This window comes from Sphingomonas sp. GW821-FHT09E03 (assembly GCF_059416225.1).
Window position 1 is genome coordinate 150,385 of sequence record NZ_JBWKOS010000002.1, and the last position, 15,983, is coordinate 166,367.

General features: G+C 67.3%; 20 protein-coding genes. 14 read left to right on the top strand and 6 right to left on the bottom strand.

Going from position 1 to position 15,983, the window contains the following annotated elements:
* Positions 1-119 precede the first annotated feature (119 nt).
* The 4 genes from AC07M8_RS04925 to hemE form a co-directional block, all read right to left on the bottom strand.
* Entirely contained in the window at positions 120-839 is a 720-nt protein-coding gene (locus AC07M8_RS04925; RefSeq protein WP_495173768.1) for a TerC family protein, read from the bottom strand.
* Positions 840-1,006: 167 nt separating this feature from the next.
* Entirely contained in the window at positions 1,007-2,263 is a 1,257-nt protein-coding gene (gene rho, locus AC07M8_RS04930) for a transcription termination factor Rho (protein ID WP_267394855.1), read from the bottom strand.
* A gap of 313 nt (positions 2,264-2,576) precedes the next feature.
* Positions 2,577-3,023, bottom strand: a complete 447-nt coding sequence (locus AC07M8_RS04935; RefSeq protein WP_495173279.1) for a CopD family protein — start codon at positions 3,021-3,023, stop codon at positions 2,577-2,579.
* Positions 3,023-4,084 (bottom strand): uroporphyrinogen decarboxylase, encoded by a 1,062-nt coding sequence (gene hemE / locus AC07M8_RS04940; RefSeq protein WP_495173280.1) that lies wholly within the window; start codon positions 4,082-4,084, stop codon positions 3,023-3,025. The genes AC07M8_RS04935 and hemE overlap by 1 nt, the downstream gene beginning before the upstream one ends.
* A gap of 404 nt (positions 4,085-4,488) precedes the next feature.
* Between hemE and AC07M8_RS04945 the strand changes: the two genes are divergently transcribed.
* From AC07M8_RS04945 to AC07M8_RS04995, 11 genes are all read left to right on the top strand, one after another.
* Entirely contained in the window at positions 4,489-5,313 is an 825-nt protein-coding gene (locus AC07M8_RS04945) for a pyruvate, water dikinase regulatory protein (RefSeq protein WP_495173281.1), read from the top strand.
* 70 nt (positions 5,314-5,383) lie between these two features.
* Complete coding sequence (locus AC07M8_RS04950; protein ID WP_495173282.1) at positions 5,384-5,980, top strand: Maf family protein; 597 nt, start codon at positions 5,384-5,386, stop codon at positions 5,978-5,980.
* Complete coding sequence (locus tag AC07M8_RS04955) at positions 5,977-6,801, top strand: shikimate dehydrogenase family protein (protein WP_495173283.1); 825 nt, start codon at positions 5,977-5,979, stop codon at positions 6,799-6,801. The genes AC07M8_RS04950 and AC07M8_RS04955 overlap by 4 nt, the downstream gene beginning before the upstream one ends.
* The gene (coaE, locus tag AC07M8_RS04960) at positions 6,798-7,400 is read left to right on the top strand and encodes a dephospho-CoA kinase (RefSeq protein ID WP_495173284.1); all 603 of its coding nucleotides are present in this window, start codon (positions 6,798-6,800) and stop codon (positions 7,398-7,400) included. The genes AC07M8_RS04955 and coaE overlap by 4 nt, the downstream gene beginning before the upstream one ends.
* Before the next feature lie 7 nt (positions 7,401-7,407).
* Positions 7,408-8,103: a DNA polymerase III subunit epsilon gene (gene dnaQ, locus AC07M8_RS04965; RefSeq protein WP_495173285.1), complete on the top strand. Its 696-nt coding sequence runs from the start codon at positions 7,408-7,410 to the stop codon at positions 8,101-8,103.
* 50 nt (positions 8,104-8,153) lie between these two features.
* Complete coding sequence (hpf, locus tag AC07M8_RS04970; RefSeq protein ID WP_267394863.1) at positions 8,154-8,747, top strand: ribosome hibernation-promoting factor, HPF/YfiA family; 594 nt, start codon at positions 8,154-8,156, stop codon at positions 8,745-8,747.
* Positions 8,748-8,801: 54 nt separating this feature from the next.
* Positions 8,802-9,269, top strand: coding sequence for a PTS sugar transporter subunit IIA (locus AC07M8_RS04975; protein ID WP_495173286.1), 468 nt, complete (start codon positions 8,802-8,804; stop codon positions 9,267-9,269).
* Positions 9,259-9,735: a PaaI family thioesterase gene (locus tag AC07M8_RS04980; RefSeq protein WP_495173287.1), complete on the top strand. Its 477-nt coding sequence runs from the start codon at positions 9,259-9,261 to the stop codon at positions 9,733-9,735. The genes AC07M8_RS04975 and AC07M8_RS04980 overlap by 11 nt, the downstream gene beginning before the upstream one ends.
* Positions 9,732-10,067: a DUF1491 family protein gene (locus AC07M8_RS04985; RefSeq protein WP_495173288.1), complete on the top strand. Its 336-nt coding sequence runs from the start codon at positions 9,732-9,734 to the stop codon at positions 10,065-10,067. The genes AC07M8_RS04980 and AC07M8_RS04985 overlap by 4 nt, the downstream gene beginning before the upstream one ends.
* A gap of 153 nt (positions 10,068-10,220) precedes the next feature.
* Positions 10,221-10,889, top strand: coding sequence for a cell wall hydrolase (locus AC07M8_RS04990; RefSeq protein ID WP_495173289.1), 669 nt, complete (start codon positions 10,221-10,223; stop codon positions 10,887-10,889).
* Positions 10,890-10,939: 50 nt separating this feature from the next.
* Positions 10,940-11,431: an MmcB family DNA repair protein gene (locus AC07M8_RS04995; protein ID WP_495173290.1), complete on the top strand. Its 492-nt coding sequence runs from the start codon at positions 10,940-10,942 to the stop codon at positions 11,429-11,431.
* 6 nt (positions 11,432-11,437) lie between these two features.
* On the opposite strand, the gene AC07M8_RS05000 is transcribed toward AC07M8_RS04995, so the two are convergent.
* Positions 11,438-12,049, bottom strand: a complete 612-nt coding sequence (locus AC07M8_RS05000; RefSeq protein WP_495173291.1) for an ankyrin repeat domain-containing protein — start codon at positions 12,047-12,049, stop codon at positions 11,438-11,440.
* Positions 12,050-12,114: 65 nt separating this feature from the next.
* Between AC07M8_RS05000 and AC07M8_RS05005 the strand changes: the two genes are divergently transcribed.
* The 3 genes from AC07M8_RS05005 to AC07M8_RS05015 are packed head-to-tail and all read left to right on the top strand — an operon-like array spanning position 12,115 to position 13,812.
* Positions 12,115-12,705, top strand: a complete 591-nt coding sequence (locus AC07M8_RS05005) for an SCO family protein (protein WP_495173292.1) — start codon at positions 12,115-12,117, stop codon at positions 12,703-12,705.
* Positions 12,702-13,130 (top strand): YcgN family cysteine cluster protein, encoded by a 429-nt coding sequence (locus AC07M8_RS05010; protein ID WP_267394871.1) that lies wholly within the window; start codon positions 12,702-12,704, stop codon positions 13,128-13,130. The genes AC07M8_RS05005 and AC07M8_RS05010 overlap by 4 nt, the downstream gene beginning before the upstream one ends.
* A gap of 10 nt (positions 13,131-13,140) precedes the next feature.
* Positions 13,141-13,812, top strand: coding sequence for a M48 family metallopeptidase (locus AC07M8_RS05015; protein ID WP_495173293.1), 672 nt, complete (start codon positions 13,141-13,143; stop codon positions 13,810-13,812).
* Here AC07M8_RS05015 and AC07M8_RS05020 read toward each other — a convergent pair.
* The gene (locus AC07M8_RS05020) at positions 13,788-15,965 is read right to left on the bottom strand and encodes a transglycosylase domain-containing protein (protein WP_495173294.1); all 2,178 of its coding nucleotides are present in this window, start codon (positions 15,963-15,965) and stop codon (positions 13,788-13,790) included. The genes AC07M8_RS05015 and AC07M8_RS05020 overlap by 25 nt on opposite strands.
* Positions 15,966-15,983 lie beyond the last annotated feature (18 nt).

Here is a 15,983-nt window from a genome sequence, read left to right on the forward strand (position 1 = left end):
CTCCCACCGCGGTCGCCGCCGCATAGCCCCACCCATCGCGGCGAGCCACCGCAACGCAAACGGCCCGCCCTCCCCTGGCGGGAGAGCGGGCCGTCATCGGCTCCAGCAAGAGCGGCAGGTCAGCCGAACAGGCTGACGATCCCCAGCGTCTGCCCGGTCCCGTTCCAGCCTTCATAGACCATCTTACCCGCGACGAAGAGGATCACGGCGAGGCCGATATAGGCGATCCAGCGATGGCGATCGATGATCCGGGCGATGAAGTTCGCCGCCACCCCCATCAGCGCCACCGACAGCAGCAGCCCGACCACGAGGATGCCGGGATGCTCGCGCGCTGCGCCGGCGACGGCGAGGACGTTGTCGAGGCTCATCGACACATCGGCGATCGTTACCGCCCAGGCGGCGCCGGCGAGGCTGCGCGCCGCCGTCACCCCGGTATGCTCGTCGCCGGCGATCTCGTCCGATCCCGGGCTGTGCGCGCCGGCGCGGATCTCGCGCCAGAACTTCCAGCTCACCCACAGCAGCAGTAACCCGCCGGCGAAGATCAGCCCGACGATGCCCATCAGCCAGGTGACGATCAGCGCGAAGAAGATCCGCAGCACCAGCGCCGCGCCGATGCCGATCAGGATCACCTTCTTGCGCTGCTCGGCGGGCAGACCCGCCGCCAGCGCGCCGACGACGATCGCATTGTCGCCGGCGAGGACGAGATCGATCATCAGCACCGAGCCGAACGCGGCGAGCGCGGCAGGATCGGTGAGGTTGGAAAAGTCGCTGACGATATGCTGCCAGATTTCGGCGGGCGAGCCCGGCCCGCTAACGGTCGCCGCGGCCGCGGCGAGCATGGTGAGGATGGTCAAAAGCGTTGCTCCCGGCAGTCAGGGGCGACGCCACGCCCCTTCGATGGTCGTTCCATACAACAACGGCGCGAGCAACGCCCACGCCGTCATCACGAGGCCGCTGCCCCGTTCATCATTCGTCACACGGCTGGCGACCCGCGCCGGCCGGTGCCTTACTGGTTCATGGAATCGAAGAAATCCTCGTTGGTCTTCGAGTTCTTCATCTTGTCGAGCAGGAACTCCATCGAATCGATCGTGCCCATCTGCATGAGGATGCGGCGCAGCACCCACATCTTGGAGAGCTTGTCCTTCTCGACCAGCAGCTCCTCCTTGCGGGTGCCGCTCTTGCCGACGTCGAGCGCTGGGAACACGCGCTTGTCGGCGACCTTGCGGTCGAGCACGATTTCCGAGTTACCGGTGCCCTTGAACTCCTCGAAGATCACCTCGTCCATGCGGCTGCCGGTATCGATCAGCGCGGTGGCGATGATCGAGAGCGAGCCGCCTTCCTCGATGTTGCGCGCGGCGCCGAAGAAGCGCTTCGGCCGCTGCAGCGCATTGGCATCGACACCACCGGTCAGCACCTTGCCCGACGACGGCACCACGGTGTTGTAGGCGCGGCCGAGGCGGGTGATCGAATCGAGCAGGATCACCACGTCCTTCTTGTGCTCGACGAGGCGCTTGGCTTTCTCGATCACCATCTCGGCGACCGCGACGTGGCGGGTCGCCGGCTCGTCGAAGGTCGAGGAGACGACCTCGCCCTTCACCGAGCGCTGCATGTCGGTGACTTCCTCGGGCCGCTCGTCGATCAGCAGCACGATCAGGAACACCTCGGGGTGATTGTCGGTGATCGCCTTGGCGATGTTCTGCAGCATCACCGTCTTGCCCACCCGCGGCGGCGCCACGATCAGCGTGCGCTGGCCCTTGCCCTGCGGCGAGATGATGTCGATCACCCGCGCCGACTTGTCCTTCTGGGTCGGGTCGAACGGATCGAGGGTGAGCTTCTGCTCGGGATAGAGCGGGGTGAGATTGTCGAAATTGACCCGGTGGCGCACCGCGTCGGGATCGTCGAAATTGACCGAGACCAGCTTGGTCAGCGCGAAATAGCGCTCGCCATCCTTGGGCCCGCGGATCTCGGCTTCCACCGTGTCGCCGGTGCGCAGGCCGTGCTTGCGGACCTGGTTGGGCGAGACATAGATGTCGTCGGGGCCGGCGAGGTAATTGGCCTCGGGGCTGCGCAGGAAGCCGAAGCCGTCGGTCAGCACCTCGATGGTGCCGAGCCCGAAGATCTGGTCGCCATTCTCGGCCTGGACCTTGAGGATCGCGAACAGCAGGTCCTGCTTGCGGAGCGTGGACGCACTCTCCACCCCCAGTTCTTCGGCCATGCTCACCAGTTCGGCGGGCGTCTTTTTCTTTAAGTCTTTAAGATGCATGGATATTTCCGGATGCGGATAGTCGGGGGAGGGTAAGCTTGGTCGGCGAAGGAACGCAGCGACAATAAGCTGGAGAGGAACGCGGAACGGCAGGACGCCGCTCTACGCGTATTCAGGAGGTAAGTAGCCCGGCCGGCTTCGTCAAGCGGTTACGAGAGGAACCGCTTCCTTCTCCCCTGCGTCATCCTGAACTCGTTTCAGGATCCATGGCCCGTCATCACCGCGCGTCCGCCGGGCGGCGTTCGGCCATGGATGCTGAACCAAGGTCAGCATGACCGCCGGGGGTGGGAGAGGTGTCTACCGCACCCACTCATCAGAACGGCTTCACGAACACCAGCACCACGATCAGCGTCACCATCAGCGCCGGCACCTCGTTGAGCATCCGCAGCTTCCGTCCATCGAGCGTCGGCGCGCCGCGCGCGAGCTTCTTGGCATAGCCCACCGCCCAGCCGTGATAGCCCGACAGCAGCAGCACGAAGAGCAGCTTGGCGTGAAGCCAGCCCTCCTGCCAATGATGGCCGACGGTGGCGAGCGTCAGCCCCAGCACCCAGACCACGATCATTGCCGGGGTGAGGATGATCGAGCGGATCTTGGTCTCGCGCTCCACCCACAGGGTCGCCTCGTCGGCGCGGCCGGCGGCCAGCGCCTCCTGGTGATAAACCAGGTAGCGCGGCAGCATGAACAGCCCCGCCATCCAGAAAATCACGAAGATCACATGCGCCGCGACGATCCACAGATAGGCGCCCGCCAGCCATTCCATCACCATTTGCTCCCTGCTCCGCCCATCGTCTCGCCGCGTACCCGCGCGATCAACGCCTCGACATGCGCGATCGGCGTATCCGGCAAGATGCCATGGCCAAGGTTGAACACGTGCGGCCGCTCGGGGAAGGCGGCGAGGATCCGGTCGATCGCCTCGTCGAGCGCAGCGCCACCGGCGATCAGCGCCAGCGGGTCGAGATTGCCCTGCACCGGCATGCCGGTCGGCAGCATGTCGTTTGCCCACACCGGGTCCACCGTCTCGTCGAGCCCCAGCGCGTCGACCCCGGTCTCGCGCGCATAAGCCGGCAGCTTGCCGCCCGCGCCCTTGGGAAAACCGATGATGCACGCTCCCGGGCAGCGCGCGCGCAGCCCGGCGACGATCGCCGCATTGGGCGCGATCACCCAGCGTTCGAACTGCGCAGGCGAAAGGCTCCCCGCCCAGCTGTCGAACAATTGCACCGCCTGCACGCCCGCCTCGATCTGGCGCGCGAGATACTCGATCGTCAGCTCGACGATCGCGGCGATGATCGCGGCGAACGCGCCGGGGTCGCGATAGGCGTAGCGCCGGGTCTCGCCCTGGTCCTTCGATCCCCTACCCGCGACCATATAGGTGGCGACCGTCCACGGCGATCCGGCAAAGCCCAGGAAGGTGGTCTGTGGGGCCAAATGCGCCGCCACCTGCGCCACGGTCGCATAGACCGGCTCGAGCCGCTCAGGGACGCGCTGAAGGGCTTCCAGGGCATGATCCACCTCGAGCCCGGCCAGCGCCGGCTCCAGCCGCGGCCCCTCGCCCACCCCGAAGCTCAGATCCTGGCCCAACGCCCAGGGTACCATCAGGATGTCGGAGAACAGGATCGCGCCGTCGAAACCGAAGCGGCGGATCGGCTGCAGCGTCACCTCGGCGGCCGCGGCGGGATCGGTGGCAAGCGCGAGGAAGCCGCCCTTCTCTGCCCGGAGCGCGCGATACTCGGGCAGGTAGCGACCGGCCTGCCGCATCAGCCACAGCGGCGGCACCGCCTGGCGCTGGCCCTTCAGCGTCGCGAGCAGCGGCGCCACGGGCACGCCCTGATCGCCCCCTTCTTTGTCAGCGACAAGGGGGGCGACAAGCGGGCCGGCAACGGGTGTGGAGAGACGGTCGGTCAGCGCCCTTCTTCCTATATAAAGAAGATTCAAAAGAGGATGTTGTAGTGATTGGCACGTGGATGCCGGGGTAAAGTCATTCGTCCCGTAATCACCAACAGCTTGACCGGCAAGGAGCGGCGGAACCCCTCCGATTCGGGATTCGCTATCCCCGTTATCCACAGGCTGTGGATGAATGCGCGGGCTGTGCGCGGGATTGTGGATAGAAGGGCAGTTATCAACGCCGTCTCGGTCGCTTGGCGGGGGAGCCGAGTTACGCTAGCCCTTCTCCGCATGTTATCCACAGAACGGTCCAGCCAGGCGGTCGCGGCGCCGGACAGGCGGCGATGATGCGGCTCCATCTGCACTTGCTCTCGGATTCGACCGGTGAGACGTTGGAGAACATCGCCAAGGCCGCGCTCGCCCAATATGACGACGTTGAGACGGTCCGCCATTTCTGGCCGATGGTGCGCACCGAGGCGCATCTCGAGCGCATCCTCCAGGAGATCGCGCAGAACCCCGGGCTGGTGATCTTCACGCTCGTCAACACCGCCAACCGGCGCATCCTCGAGCAGCGCTGCGCCGCGCTCGGCCTGCCCTCGGTCGCCCCGCTCGATACCGTCAACGATGCCTTGTCGGGGCTGCTCGGTCAGCAGGCCAAGGCGCGGCCAGGCCGCCAGCACGTCCTCGACGCTGCCTATTTCGCGCGGGTCGATGCGATCCAATGGACCATCGCCCATGACGACGGCATCGCGTCCGAGGATTGGGAAGAGGCCGATATCGTCCTTGCCGGCGTGTCGCGCTCGTCCAAGACGCCGACCTCCATCTATCTCGCCAACCGCGGCTGGAAGACCGCGAACATCCCGATCGTGGTCGAAAGCCCGCCGCCGCCGGTGCTGTTCACGCTCAAAAAGCCGCTGGTCGTCGGCCTCACCACCAGCGCCGATCGGCTGATCCAGGTCCGCCGCAACCGGCTGCTGTCGCTCAACCAGCAGCCCGACACCCCTTATGTCGAGCAGGAGGCCGTCACCCGTGAGATCGCCTTCGCCCGCCGGATGTTTGCCGACAATGGCTGGCCCGTGATCGATGTCACCCGCCGCTCGATCGAGGAAACCGCCGCGGCGATCACCGCGCTCGCCAACCAGCGCCGCAGCGAGCTCGCCGGCGCATGAGCCGAGTTCGCCAGATATCCCTCTCCCCTATCGTCTGGGCTCTCCGCGATGACCGGGCAACGGTAGTCGCATGATCCTCTCCTTCATCCTCGCCTCGCAAAGCGCCTCGCGCCGCGCCATGCTCACCGCCGCCGGGGTGCCGTTCGACGCGGTCGCCGCCGGCGTCGACGAGGAGGCCGCCAAGCACAGCCTCGCCGGCCTCCGCCCGCGCGATCTCGCCGACGCGCTCGCCGAGCTGAAGGCGCTCAAGGTCTCCGCGCGCGCGCCGCAGGCGCTGGTGCTCGGCAGCGACAGCATCGTCGCCCTCGCCGACGGCACCCTGCTCGACAAGCCCGAGAGCCGCGACCAGGCCGCCGACCATCTCGCGCGGATGAGCGGCACCCGCGTCGAGCTGTGGAGCGCCGCGGTGATCGCCGAGGGCGGCGCCGCGGTCTGGCGCCATGTCGAGGCCGCCAAGCTTCACGTCCGTCCGCTGTCGCCGACCTTCATCCAGACCTATCTCGATGCCGAATGGCCTGCGATCGCGGGTTGCGTCGGCTGTTTCCGCATCGAGGGCCCGGGCGCGCAGCTGTTCACCCGCATCGACGGCAGCCAGTTCACCGTGCTCGGCCTGCCATTGCTCAACGTCCTCGATTATCTCCGTCTTCGCGAAGTGATCCCGTCATGACCACCCTCTCCGCCCGGCCTTATGCCGAGGTGATCGGCGATCCGATCGCCCAGTCCAAGTCGCCGCTGATTCACGGCTTCTGGCTCGACGCGCTCGGCATCGATGCCGAGTATCGCAAGACCCATGTCACCGCCGACGAGCTGCCGGCCTATTTCGCCGCGCGGCGCGACGATCCCGCCTGGCGCGGCTGCAACATCACCGTCCCCCACAAGATCGCCGCGCTCGATTCCGTCGAGGATCGCGGTGACGTCCGCGCCAGCATCGGCGCGATCAACACTGTGATCCGCGCCGAGGATGGCGCGCTGGTCGGCACCAACACCGATGCCGGTGGCTTCTACGCGCCGATCGCCGGGTTCGATTGGGCGGGCAAGCCGGTGACGGTGATCGGCGCCGGCGGCGCCGCGCGCGCGATCCTCTTCGCTTTGTCTCGCCTCGGCGTCGGTCCGGTCACGGTGATGAACCGTAACCCATTGAAAGCGATGGCTTTGTTGTCGGCGTTCGGGCTCAAGGGCCAGGCCCTGCCGCTCACCCCGGTGGTCCCGCCCTCGGCGCTGTTGGTCAATGCCAGCACGCTCGGCATGGTCGGCCAGCCCCCGCTCGACATCGATATGCGCGAACTTAGCGAAGATAGCCTGGTCTACGACATCGTCTACGCGCCCTTGGAGACCCCCCTGCTCGCCGCGGCGCGCGCCCGCGATCTCGAGACGGTGGATGGCCTCGAGATGCTGGTCGGCCAGGCCGCGCTCGCCTTCGAGCTGTTCTTCGGCGCCGAACCCCCGCGCGACCGCGACGACGAGCTGCGCGACCTGCTGGTGGCATGACCCGTCCAGTCGTCCTCGGCCTCACCGGCTCGATCGGCATGGGCAAATCGACGGTGGCGGGGATGATCGCGGCCGAGGGCTTGCCGGTGTTCGACGCCGACGCCGCGGTCCACCGCCTCCAAGGCCCGGGCGGCCGCGTCGTCGCCGCAATCGAGGCGGCCTTCCCCGGCACCACTGGCCCGGCCGGCGTCGATCGCCCTGCCCTCGCCGCCCGGGTGCTCGCCGACGATGCCGCGATGGCGCGGCTCGAGGCCATCGTCCACCCCGCCGTCGCCCAGGCGCGCGCCGCCTTCCTCGCCGCCCATGCCACGGCGGCGCTGGTGGTGTTCGACATCCCGCTCCTGTTCGAGACCGGCGGCGATCGCCTGGTCGACACGGTCGCCGTGGTCTCGGCCGCCGCCGGGGTCCAGCGCGCGCGCGTCCTCGCCCGCCCCGGCATGACCGAGGCCAAGTTTGCCGCCATCCTCGCCCGCCAGCTGCCCGATGCCGACAAGCGCGCCCGCGCCGACTGGGTGGTCGCCACCGACGTCCCGCTCGACGAGACCCGCGATGCGGTACGCCGCCTGATCGCTTGCCTAACCCCGGCGGCAGGCGGATAGAGGCTGGATGCGCGAGATCGTCTTCGACACCGAAACCACCGGCCTCAGCTTCCCCGGCGGCGACCGACTGGTCGAGATCGGCTGCGTCGAGATGGTCAACCGCTGCGAGACCGGCGTCACCTTCCACGCCTATTACCACCCCGAGCGTGGCATGCCGCAGGAGGCGTTCGCGGTGCACGGCCTGTCCGAGGCGTTCCTCGCGGACAAGCCGTTGTTCGCCGATGCCGTCCACGAGCTGATCGAGTTCCTCGGCGATGCGCCGCTGATCGCGCACAATGCCAGCTTCGACTTCGCTTTCCTCAACGGAGAGCTGGCCCGCTGCGGCCGCGATCCGATCTGCATGAAGACCCGCTTCGTCGACACGCTGCAGATCGCCCGCACCCGCCATCCCGGCGCCAAGCACAGCCTCGATGCCTTGTGCTCGCGGTTCGGTGTCGATCGCAGCCATCGCGTGCTCCACGGCGCGCTGCTCGACGCCCAATTACTTGCCCAGGTCTATGTCGAGCTGATGGGCGGCCGCCAGATCGGGCTCGGTCTGGTCAGCGATCGGGTGGTGGCGAACGCCCTTCAGACCAGTCAGCGGGCGCCAAGCCGCGTCCGTCCACCGCGCGTTTTCGCTCCGTCTGCCGCGGAACGGGCAGCGCATGCGGCATTTGTTTCGAAGTTGGAGGATCCACTGTGGGGGGTCGAGGCGTTCGGATAACGCCATCTGGGCGAGGCCAATAGGTGCCGCCCAAAGCCAAGGAGAATGAAATGGATATCCGGATCTCTGGTCATCAGGTCGCACCCGGCGACGCGCTCAAGGATCATGTGAGCGACCGGCTTCAGGGTATCGCCGACAAGTATTTCAGTCGGACCATCTCTGCCGAAGCCACCTTCGGCAAGGGCCCGCATGATGTCGGTTTCAAATGCGATATCGTCGCCCATGTCATGAAGGGCCTGGTGCTCAAGGGGCATCACGAGGCGCAGGACGCGCATCTCGCGTTCGACGGCGCCGCCGACAAGATCGAAAAGCAGCTGCGCCGCTACATGCGCCGCCTCAAGGATCGCAACGCCGATCAGGCGATCGAGATGGCCGAGAGCATCGGCTACGACAATGCCGGCTACACGCTGTTCCAGGAGCAGGTCACCGAGGAGGACGTGGGCGACGCCCCGCTGATCATTGCCGAAACGCGCGTCGACATTCCCGATGCCAGCGTCTCGGATGCGGTGATGATGCTCGATCTGCGCAACACCGCCGCCTTGTTGTTCAAGAATTCGGGGACGGGCACCTACAATATGGTCTATCGCCGCGGCGACGGCACCATCGGCTGGGTGGAGCCGCAACGCATGCCCAGCGCCAGCTGATCCTTCTGCCCGCCGGACTCGCGAGGAGCCCGGCGGGTCTCTCGCGAGTGACGAATGCACGATTTAAGCGATCTGCTGCGACCCGAGGGGGTGCTCAAGGACGTCGCCGCGGCCAACAAAAAGAACCTGTTCCAGCAACTCGCCGCCACCGCGGCCGAGACGCTCGGGGCTGACCCCAAGCTGGTCGCCGAGCGGCTCGCCGCGCGCGAGAAGCTCGGCTCCACCGGCTTCGGCGGCGGCGTCGCCATTCCCCACGCCAAGCTCGATGGCCAGGGCGCGGTTGCAGGCGTGTTCGTCCGCCTCGCCCAGCCGATCGAATTCGACGCGGTGGACGATCTTCCCGTCGATCTCGTGTTCATGCTGCTGTCGCCGACCGCGGCCGGCGCCGATCATCTCAAGGCGCTCGCCCGGGTGTCGCGGCGGATGCGCGATCGGCCGTTCCTCGCCAAGCTGCGCGGGGCAGGCTCGCCCGACGCGCTCTACGCGCTGTTCTCGGCCGATGCGGCGCGCGATGCCGCCTGATTCCGTCGTTGCTGCCGCCGGTGACGGCGCTACAGCGCATTTCCGCGCGCTCGAATCGCTCTATGCCGCCGCTCCGATCAACCGGTTGTTCGAGTCGCGGCTCGAGATCATGTCGGCGGGCATGGCGCGCATCCATTTCCAGCTCGACGAGCGTCATTTCCACGCCGCCGGCGCGGTGCATGGCACCAGCTATTTCAAGATGCTCGATGATGCCGCCTTCTACGCGGCCAACAGCCTGGTCACCGATCGTTTCCTGCTCACCACCGCGTTCAACCTGCTGCTGACGCGGCCGCTCAAGGCCGGCCCGGTGATCGCCGAGGGCCGTTGGATCAGCGGCAAGCGCCGGGTGTTCGTCGCCGATGCGCGGCTGATCGATGCCGAGGGCGAGGAAGCGGCGCGCGGCACCGGCACCTTCATGCGCTCGCAGATCACCCTGTCCGGTTTGCCGGGCTATCGCGCGCCGTGAGCGATCGGCTGCCGAGCGGCATGCTGGTGTCGGCGCTGCTGCGCCGGGTCAACGATGCCGGCGGCCTCGCCGTGGTCAGAGCAACGGGCGATGCCCAGGGCGGCGCGATCCTGATCCTGCTCGACGACCGCTACGGCCCGCCTCGCGCGATCGAACGCGGGTTCGGCCCGGATGGCCGGGTGGTGCTCATCGACTCCACGCCGCGCGACTCCACACAAGGCATGGAAGATTACTGGCGCCGGCGCCGGTCGCGCGACCCCGATTTGTGGGTAATTGAACTGGACATCGCAGACGCCGAACGGTTCGCCGCTGAAACAATCCTCGTCGATTGACACCCCAAGGCTGCCCCGCAAAGGGTGAACGCACGTTGAATAAGCGTTGTGCCGTTGCCTGGGTGCGATCCGGGTCGGTGACGCAGTCGGGGGGATGCCCGGACGATCGCCTGGCGATCGGGTCCGTGGTCCAACCGCATAATGATCAAGTAGATGACCGTTTTGCAGCGCGCCGCAACGATTGCGGTGATGACCTTTTCTTTGGCCGGGCTCATTGGCACCAGCTCGCCCAGCAAGGCTTCGGACCTCGATCGCACCGCGATCACCGCTCCGAGCGCCGTTGCTTCGATCGTTCCTGCAGCGATCCTGCCCGACAATAACACCCTCACTCCCGCCGTTGTTCCCCAGCCCGATGCGAGCGTCACGCCGCAGGACGCTGTGGTCGAGCCGGCCGTGGCCGAGGCCGACGATTTCCACACCCTCGCTGATGCCGTCGCCGCCCAGCAGGCGGACGATGCCGACGACGCCGTCCGCTGCCTCGCCGGCGCGGTCTATTTCGAATCCAAGGGTGAGCCGCTCGCCGGCCAGCTCGCGGTCGCCAATGTGATCATCAACCGCTCCAAGTCGGGCCGCTTCCCCAAGGACGTCTGCTCGGTAGTCACCCAGCGCGGCCAGTTCAGCTTCGTGCGCGGCGGCCAGATTCCCAGCATCGATCAGCAGCGCGCCAGCTATCGCACCGCGATCGCCGTCGCCAAGGTTGCGCTCGCGGCGGCGTGGGACAGCCCCGCCCCCAAGGCGTTGTACTTCAACACCCCGAACCGTCGCCCTGGCGGCAGCGTCGTCAAGATCGCCGCGATCGGCAACCACGTTTTCTATCGCTGATCGCTCACGAGCGGGCTTGCCCTGTTCGCTGAATGTTCTATGCCGGCGCCATGCTAGACGTGGCGCCGGCTTCTTGTTTGGAGGGGGACAATCCGCTGCTGTGCGCAGCCGATGTCGCCCGCGGGGTAACGCGGATGTTGCTCCGACACGATATCACCGCGATTGCCGAGGTGCCGCTGGAAGGCGGCCGCCGTGCCGATCTGATGGCGCTCGATGCGCGTGGCCAGCTCGTCATCGTCGAGATCAAGGTGTCGCGCGCCGATCTGCTCGGCGATGGCAAATGGCCCGACTATCTCGCCCATTGCGACCGCTATTTTTGGGCGGTGCCGGCCGGCTTCGACACCACGCCGCTTGATGGCGCCGCTTTTCTGCCCGAGCGTACCGGGGTGATCGTCGCCGATCGCTACGATGCCGCGATCCTGCGCGAGGCGCACACCGTGCCGCTCGCCGCCCATGTCCGCAAACGCTGCACGCTTGCCTTTGCCCGCCGCGCCGCCCGCCGGGTGGTGGGACTCACCGATCCCGACGCGCTGGCGATCTAGGTCGGCCTAGAACTTCGGCCCGGAGACCTGACGCTTGGCCTTCTTCGGCAGGTCTGCAAACAGCGCCGAGATCACCGGATTGCGACTGTCGCGGGTGGCATAGGCGCGTGCCGACAGGCCGGCGAGATTGTCGGTCTGGTCAGGATCGGCGCCCTTGTCGAGCAGCAGCCGCGTCACCGCCGCGTCACGGTTGTTGACCGCGACGATCAGCGGCGTCTGGCCGGAGGAATTGGCAAGGTTGATGTTGGCCTTGTAGGTCAGCAACAGCTGCACCAGATCCTCGCGGCCGGCTTGAGCGGCGAGCAGCAGCGGGGTGTTGCCGGCACTGTCGCGAAGGTTGGGATCGGCGCCCTTCTGCAGCAGATACTGGAAGAACAGCGAGTTGGAATGCGACACCAACAGGTGGAGCGCGCCCTTGCCGCCGGTCACCTGCTTGGTGTTGATGATCGTGCTGCCGGGCGTCTCGATCATGGTGGTGACAACCTTGCCATCCTCCTTGTCGACCGCCTGAAGGAATTTATAGCCTTCGGACTGCTGCTGCGCAGCGGCGGGAGCGACCACCGCCGGCAACGCGAGCGGGGCAAGAGTGAGGGCGATCAGGAAGCGCTGGCGGAACATCGATTATCCTCGCGGGGAACGGGTGCTTGCGTGGCCGTCGGTAACAGATCAAGGCTGGCGCGGTCATGAACTTTCGTTCCTGCCTCATGCTTGTTGCCGCGGTGTTGCTCGCCGCCTGCAACCGTGGTTCGACGCCGGCCGAACAGCCGCCGCTCGCCGGCGCGGCAATTGGCGGACCGTTCGCGCTGATCGACCAGGACGGCCATGCCGTCACCGATCGGGCTTTTGCCGGCCGCTACCGGATCATGTACTTCGGCTACACCTTCTGCCCCGACGTCTGCCCCACCGATCTGCAGGTGATCGGCACCGCGCTCGCCCAGCTCGACAAAAGTGATCCTGCCTTGGCTAAGCGGGTCGTGCCGGTGTTCGTCAGCGTTGATCCGACGCGCGATACCCCTCCAATGCTCAAGCCGTTCGTCGCTGCCTTCCATCCGCGCATGGTCGGGCTGACCGGATCGACCGCCGAGATCGCGCGGGTCACCAAGGAATATGCGGTCTATGCCGCCAAGGGCGATGCATCGCCGGGCGGCGGCTATCTGGTGAACCACAGCCGGCAGGCCTATCTGATGAGTCCCGAGGGGCGGCCGCTGGCGCTGCTGCCCACCGAACAGGGGCCACAGGCCGTGGCCGCCGAGATCAAGCATTGGGCATCATGAGCAAATTTTGGGAGCTGCCGATCGAGCAGCTCGACCGCGGCCAGTGGGAGGCATTGTGCGACGGCTGTGGCAAATGCTGCATCCACAAGCTCGAGGACGAGGACACCGGCGAGCTGGTGCCGACCAACATCGCCTGCCGCCTGCTCGATCGCCGCACCGGCTTCTGCTCCGATTATCGTCATCGCCATGCCTATGTCCCCGAATGCGTGCGGCTGACGATGAAGAACGTCCGCACCATCGACTGGCTGCCGAGTACCTGCGCCTATCGCCTCCGCGCCGCCGGCGAGCCGCTGCCCGACTGGCATTATCTCGTGTCGGGCGACCGCGAGAGCGTCCACCAGGCCAAGCAATCGGTGCGCGGCTGGACCGTCAGCGAGGATGACGTCGGCGACTTCGAGAACCACATCGTCGATCGCGAGCTGTGAGCGCGGCGGCGTGACCGATCTCGAGATCGTCCGTCATCCCACCGCGCGACGCATCCGCCTGACACTCGATCCCGCCAGCGGTCGCGCCAAACTGGTGCTGCCGCGCCGTGCCGCGCTGAAGCCCGCGCTCGCCTGGGCACAGGGCAAGGCCGATTGGCTCGCCGAACAGCGCGCGCACCTGCCGCAACCGCAACCCTTTGCGCCCGGCATGACGCTCACCGTGGCCGACGAGCTGCTGACGATCGGCTGGGTGCCGGGGTCAAGCCGCCGGGTCGAGCACGGGCCGGGCATGCTGTCGCTGTCCGGTCCGGTGGAGACGCTGCCGCGCCGCGTCGACGCCTGGCTCAAGCGCCAGGCGCTGGCGCTGCTCACTGCGGAAACCGCGGAATATGCAGCGAGGGCGGGGGTAACCGTCAGCCGGGTCGCGATCGGCGATGCCAAGGGGCGGTGGGGCAGCTGCGCGTCGAGCGGCATCATCCGCTACAGCTGGCGGCTGATTCTCGCACCCGGCTGGGTGCGCCGCGCCACCGTCGCCCATGAGGTCGCGCATCGCGTCCACATGAACCACTCCGCCGCCTTCCACGCCTTGGTCGCGGAGCTCTACGGGGCCGATCCGAACCCTGCGCGTGCCTGGCTGCGCAGTCACGGCGCCGGGCTTCACTGGGTCGGGCGGTCGTCCTGATCATCGCGGTTGCGGTCGCGCGAGTCCCGCGGCGGCTGGCGGCCGGACTGTAGATCGCGCGGCCGCTCGTCGCGCTGGACAGGCTGACGACCGGCAGCCAGCGGTTCACGCGGCGCATCGCGGCCGGTGACGCGATCGATCAGGTCATCGAGCTGCTGCTGCGGCGGGGTGTTGCCCTGCGCCGGCTGCTCACCATCGGCGCCATCGGGCCGCTGCAGCGTCGGCGTCGCCTGCTCGATCGGATTGCCATCCTCGTCGACCATGCTGCTGCCATTGTCGGGCGCGCCGAAATAGCTCTGCTCGTCGGGCTCGAGCTGCCACTCGGGCAGCGTCACCTGCGTCTCGAACTGCTCGATCGGGCGGTTGGCGGTGGCGGGCTTCATGAACGCGGCAAAGGCGCGGGCAGGGGCGGTGCCGCCGTGCAGCCCCGCGATCGGCCGGGCGTCGTCGCGGCCCATCCACACGCCGGTGGTAAGTCCGCTCGAGAAGCCGAGGAACCAGCCGTCCTTTGATGAGGTCGTGGTACCGGTCTTGCCCGCGACCGGCCGGCCGATCTGCGCCTCGCGGCCGGTACCGGTGTTGACCGCGGTCTGCAGCAGATCGGTCATCTCGGCGGCGACATAGGGGGCGACCAGCACATGGCTGCGATCCACCTCATGGGTGTAGATGGTCTGGCCGTTGGCGGTCACCCGGGTGATCCCGTATGGCGTCACCGCGACGCCCTTTTGCGCGACGCTGGCGAATGCGCGGGTCATGTCGATCAGCCGCACCTCGGAGGTGCCGAGCACCATCGACGGGTGGGTGTTGACCGGCGTGGTGATGCCGAAGCGGCGCGCCATGTCGGCAACGGTGGTGAAGCCCACTTCCTGACCGAGCTTGGCGGCGACGGTGTTGAGCGAATAGGCAAAGGCGGTGCGCAGCGAGACGGGTCCGCTGTTGTGCCGCGAGTCGTTGCGCGGGCTCCAGCCGTCGATCGTCACCGGCTCGTCGACGATGCTGTCCTCGGGCTTGTGGCCCGCCTCGAGCGCGGCGAGATAGACGAACAGCTTGAATGACGACCCCGGCTGGCGGACCGCCTGGGTGGCGCGATTGTAGATCGACGACACATAGTCCTTGCCGCCGACCATTGCCTTGACCGCGCCGTCGCGGTCCAGCGACACCAATGCGCCCTGCGCGCCGGCCGGCGCATTGGCGCGCACCGCGGCATCGGCCTGGCGCTGCATGCCGAGATCGAGCGTGGTCCACACCTCGAGCGGCGCCTGGGTCTCGTCGATCAGCGTATCGAGCTGGGGCAGCGCCCAATCGGTGAAATAGCGGACGCTGTTCTGCTGCGGCTCGGGCGCCAATTTCAGCGCCTGCGGATTGGCCGCATCGGCCTCGGCGCGGCTGATCACGCCATTCTCCACCATCGTGTCGAGCACCACGCCGGCGCGGCCGACCGCGGCCTGGGCATCGGCGGTCGGCGAGTAATTGGACGGTGCCTTCACCAGCCCCGCGATCACCGCCGCCTCAGACAGGCTGAGGTGATCGGCGCCATGGCCGAAGAACTTGCGGCTGGCGGCATCGATGCCATAGGCGCCGCCGCCGTAATAGACCTTGTTGAGGTAGAGCTCGAGGATCTGATCCTTGCTGAACTTGCGCTCGAGCGCGAGGCTGAGGATCCATTCGCGGAACTTGCGGCCGAACTTCTTCTGGTTGTTGAGGAAGACGGTGCGGGCGAGCTGCTGGGTGATGGTCGAGCCGCCCTGGATCCAGCGGCCGCGCTCGTAGCGGATCATCACCGACCGCGCGATGCCGATCGGGTCGACGCCGAGGTGGCTGTAGAAGCGGCGATCCTCCACCGAGACGGTAGCCTCGCGCATCACCGTCGGGATCTGTTCGCCCGCCAGCCATTCGCCGTAGCTCGGCCCCATCGACACGATCACCGTGCCGTCGGCGGCGTGGACGCGGATCATCTGGCCGTTGGGCGAGGATTTGAGCTGGTCGTAGCTCGGCAGCTGCGCCTTGGCGATGTAGACGGCGATCACCAGCGCGCCCAGCGCCAGCACGCCAAGCCCGATCAGGACCTGGAGGGTGACGATCAGCCGACGGCGCCAGCGCGAAGCTGGGCGGGAGGAACGCTGGGGTGAAGCTGGGGTGCGCGCGCGGGCCATGAACAGGGCGGCGAATAC

Coding starts and splice junctions, on each gene's coding strand:
- AC07M8_RS04945 (WP_495173281.1), top strand. CDS start 4,489: ATGATGCGGCTCCATCTGCACTTGCTCTCGGATTCGACCGGTGAGACG.
- AC07M8_RS04995 (WP_495173290.1), top strand. CDS start 10,940: ATGCTAGACGTGGCGCCGGCTTCTTGTTTGGAGGGGGACAATCCGCTG.
- AC07M8_RS04950 (WP_495173282.1), top strand. CDS start 5,384: ATGATCCTCTCCTTCATCCTCGCCTCGCAAAGCGCCTCGCGCCGCGCC.
- AC07M8_RS04975 (WP_495173286.1), top strand. CDS start 8,802: ATGCACGATTTAAGCGATCTGCTGCGACCCGAGGGGGTGCTCAAGGAC.
- hpf (WP_267394863.1), top strand. CDS start 8,154: ATGGATATCCGGATCTCTGGTCATCAGGTCGCACCCGGCGACGCGCTC.
- rho (WP_267394855.1), bottom strand. CDS start 2,263: ATGCATCTTAAAGACTTAAAGAAAAAGACGCCCGCCGAACTGGTGAGC.
- dnaQ (WP_495173285.1), top strand. CDS start 7,408: ATGCGCGAGATCGTCTTCGACACCGAAACCACCGGCCTCAGCTTCCCC.
- AC07M8_RS05020 (WP_495173294.1), bottom strand. CDS start 15,965: ATGGCCCGCGCGCGCACCCCAGCTTCACCCCAGCGTTCCTCCCGCCCA.
- AC07M8_RS04990 (WP_495173289.1), top strand. CDS start 10,221: ATGACCGTTTTGCAGCGCGCCGCAACGATTGCGGTGATGACCTTTTCT.
- AC07M8_RS04925 (WP_495173768.1), bottom strand. CDS start 839: ATGCTCGCCGCGGCCGCGGCGACCGTTAGCGGGCCGGGCTCGCCCGCC.
- AC07M8_RS05005 (WP_495173292.1), top strand. CDS start 12,115: ATGAACTTTCGTTCCTGCCTCATGCTTGTTGCCGCGGTGTTGCTCGCC.
- AC07M8_RS05000 (WP_495173291.1), bottom strand. CDS start 12,049: ATGTTCCGCCAGCGCTTCCTGATCGCCCTCACTCTTGCCCCGCTCGCG.
- coaE (WP_495173284.1), top strand. CDS start 6,798: ATGACCCGTCCAGTCGTCCTCGGCCTCACCGGCTCGATCGGCATGGGC.
- AC07M8_RS04980 (WP_495173287.1), top strand. CDS start 9,259: ATGCCGCCTGATTCCGTCGTTGCTGCCGCCGGTGACGGCGCTACAGCG.
- AC07M8_RS04955 (WP_495173283.1), top strand. CDS start 5,977: ATGACCACCCTCTCCGCCCGGCCTTATGCCGAGGTGATCGGCGATCCG.
- AC07M8_RS04935 (WP_495173279.1), bottom strand. CDS start 3,023: ATGGAATGGCTGGCGGGCGCCTATCTGTGGATCGTCGCGGCGCATGTG.
- AC07M8_RS05010 (WP_267394871.1), top strand. CDS start 12,702: ATGAGCAAATTTTGGGAGCTGCCGATCGAGCAGCTCGACCGCGGCCAG.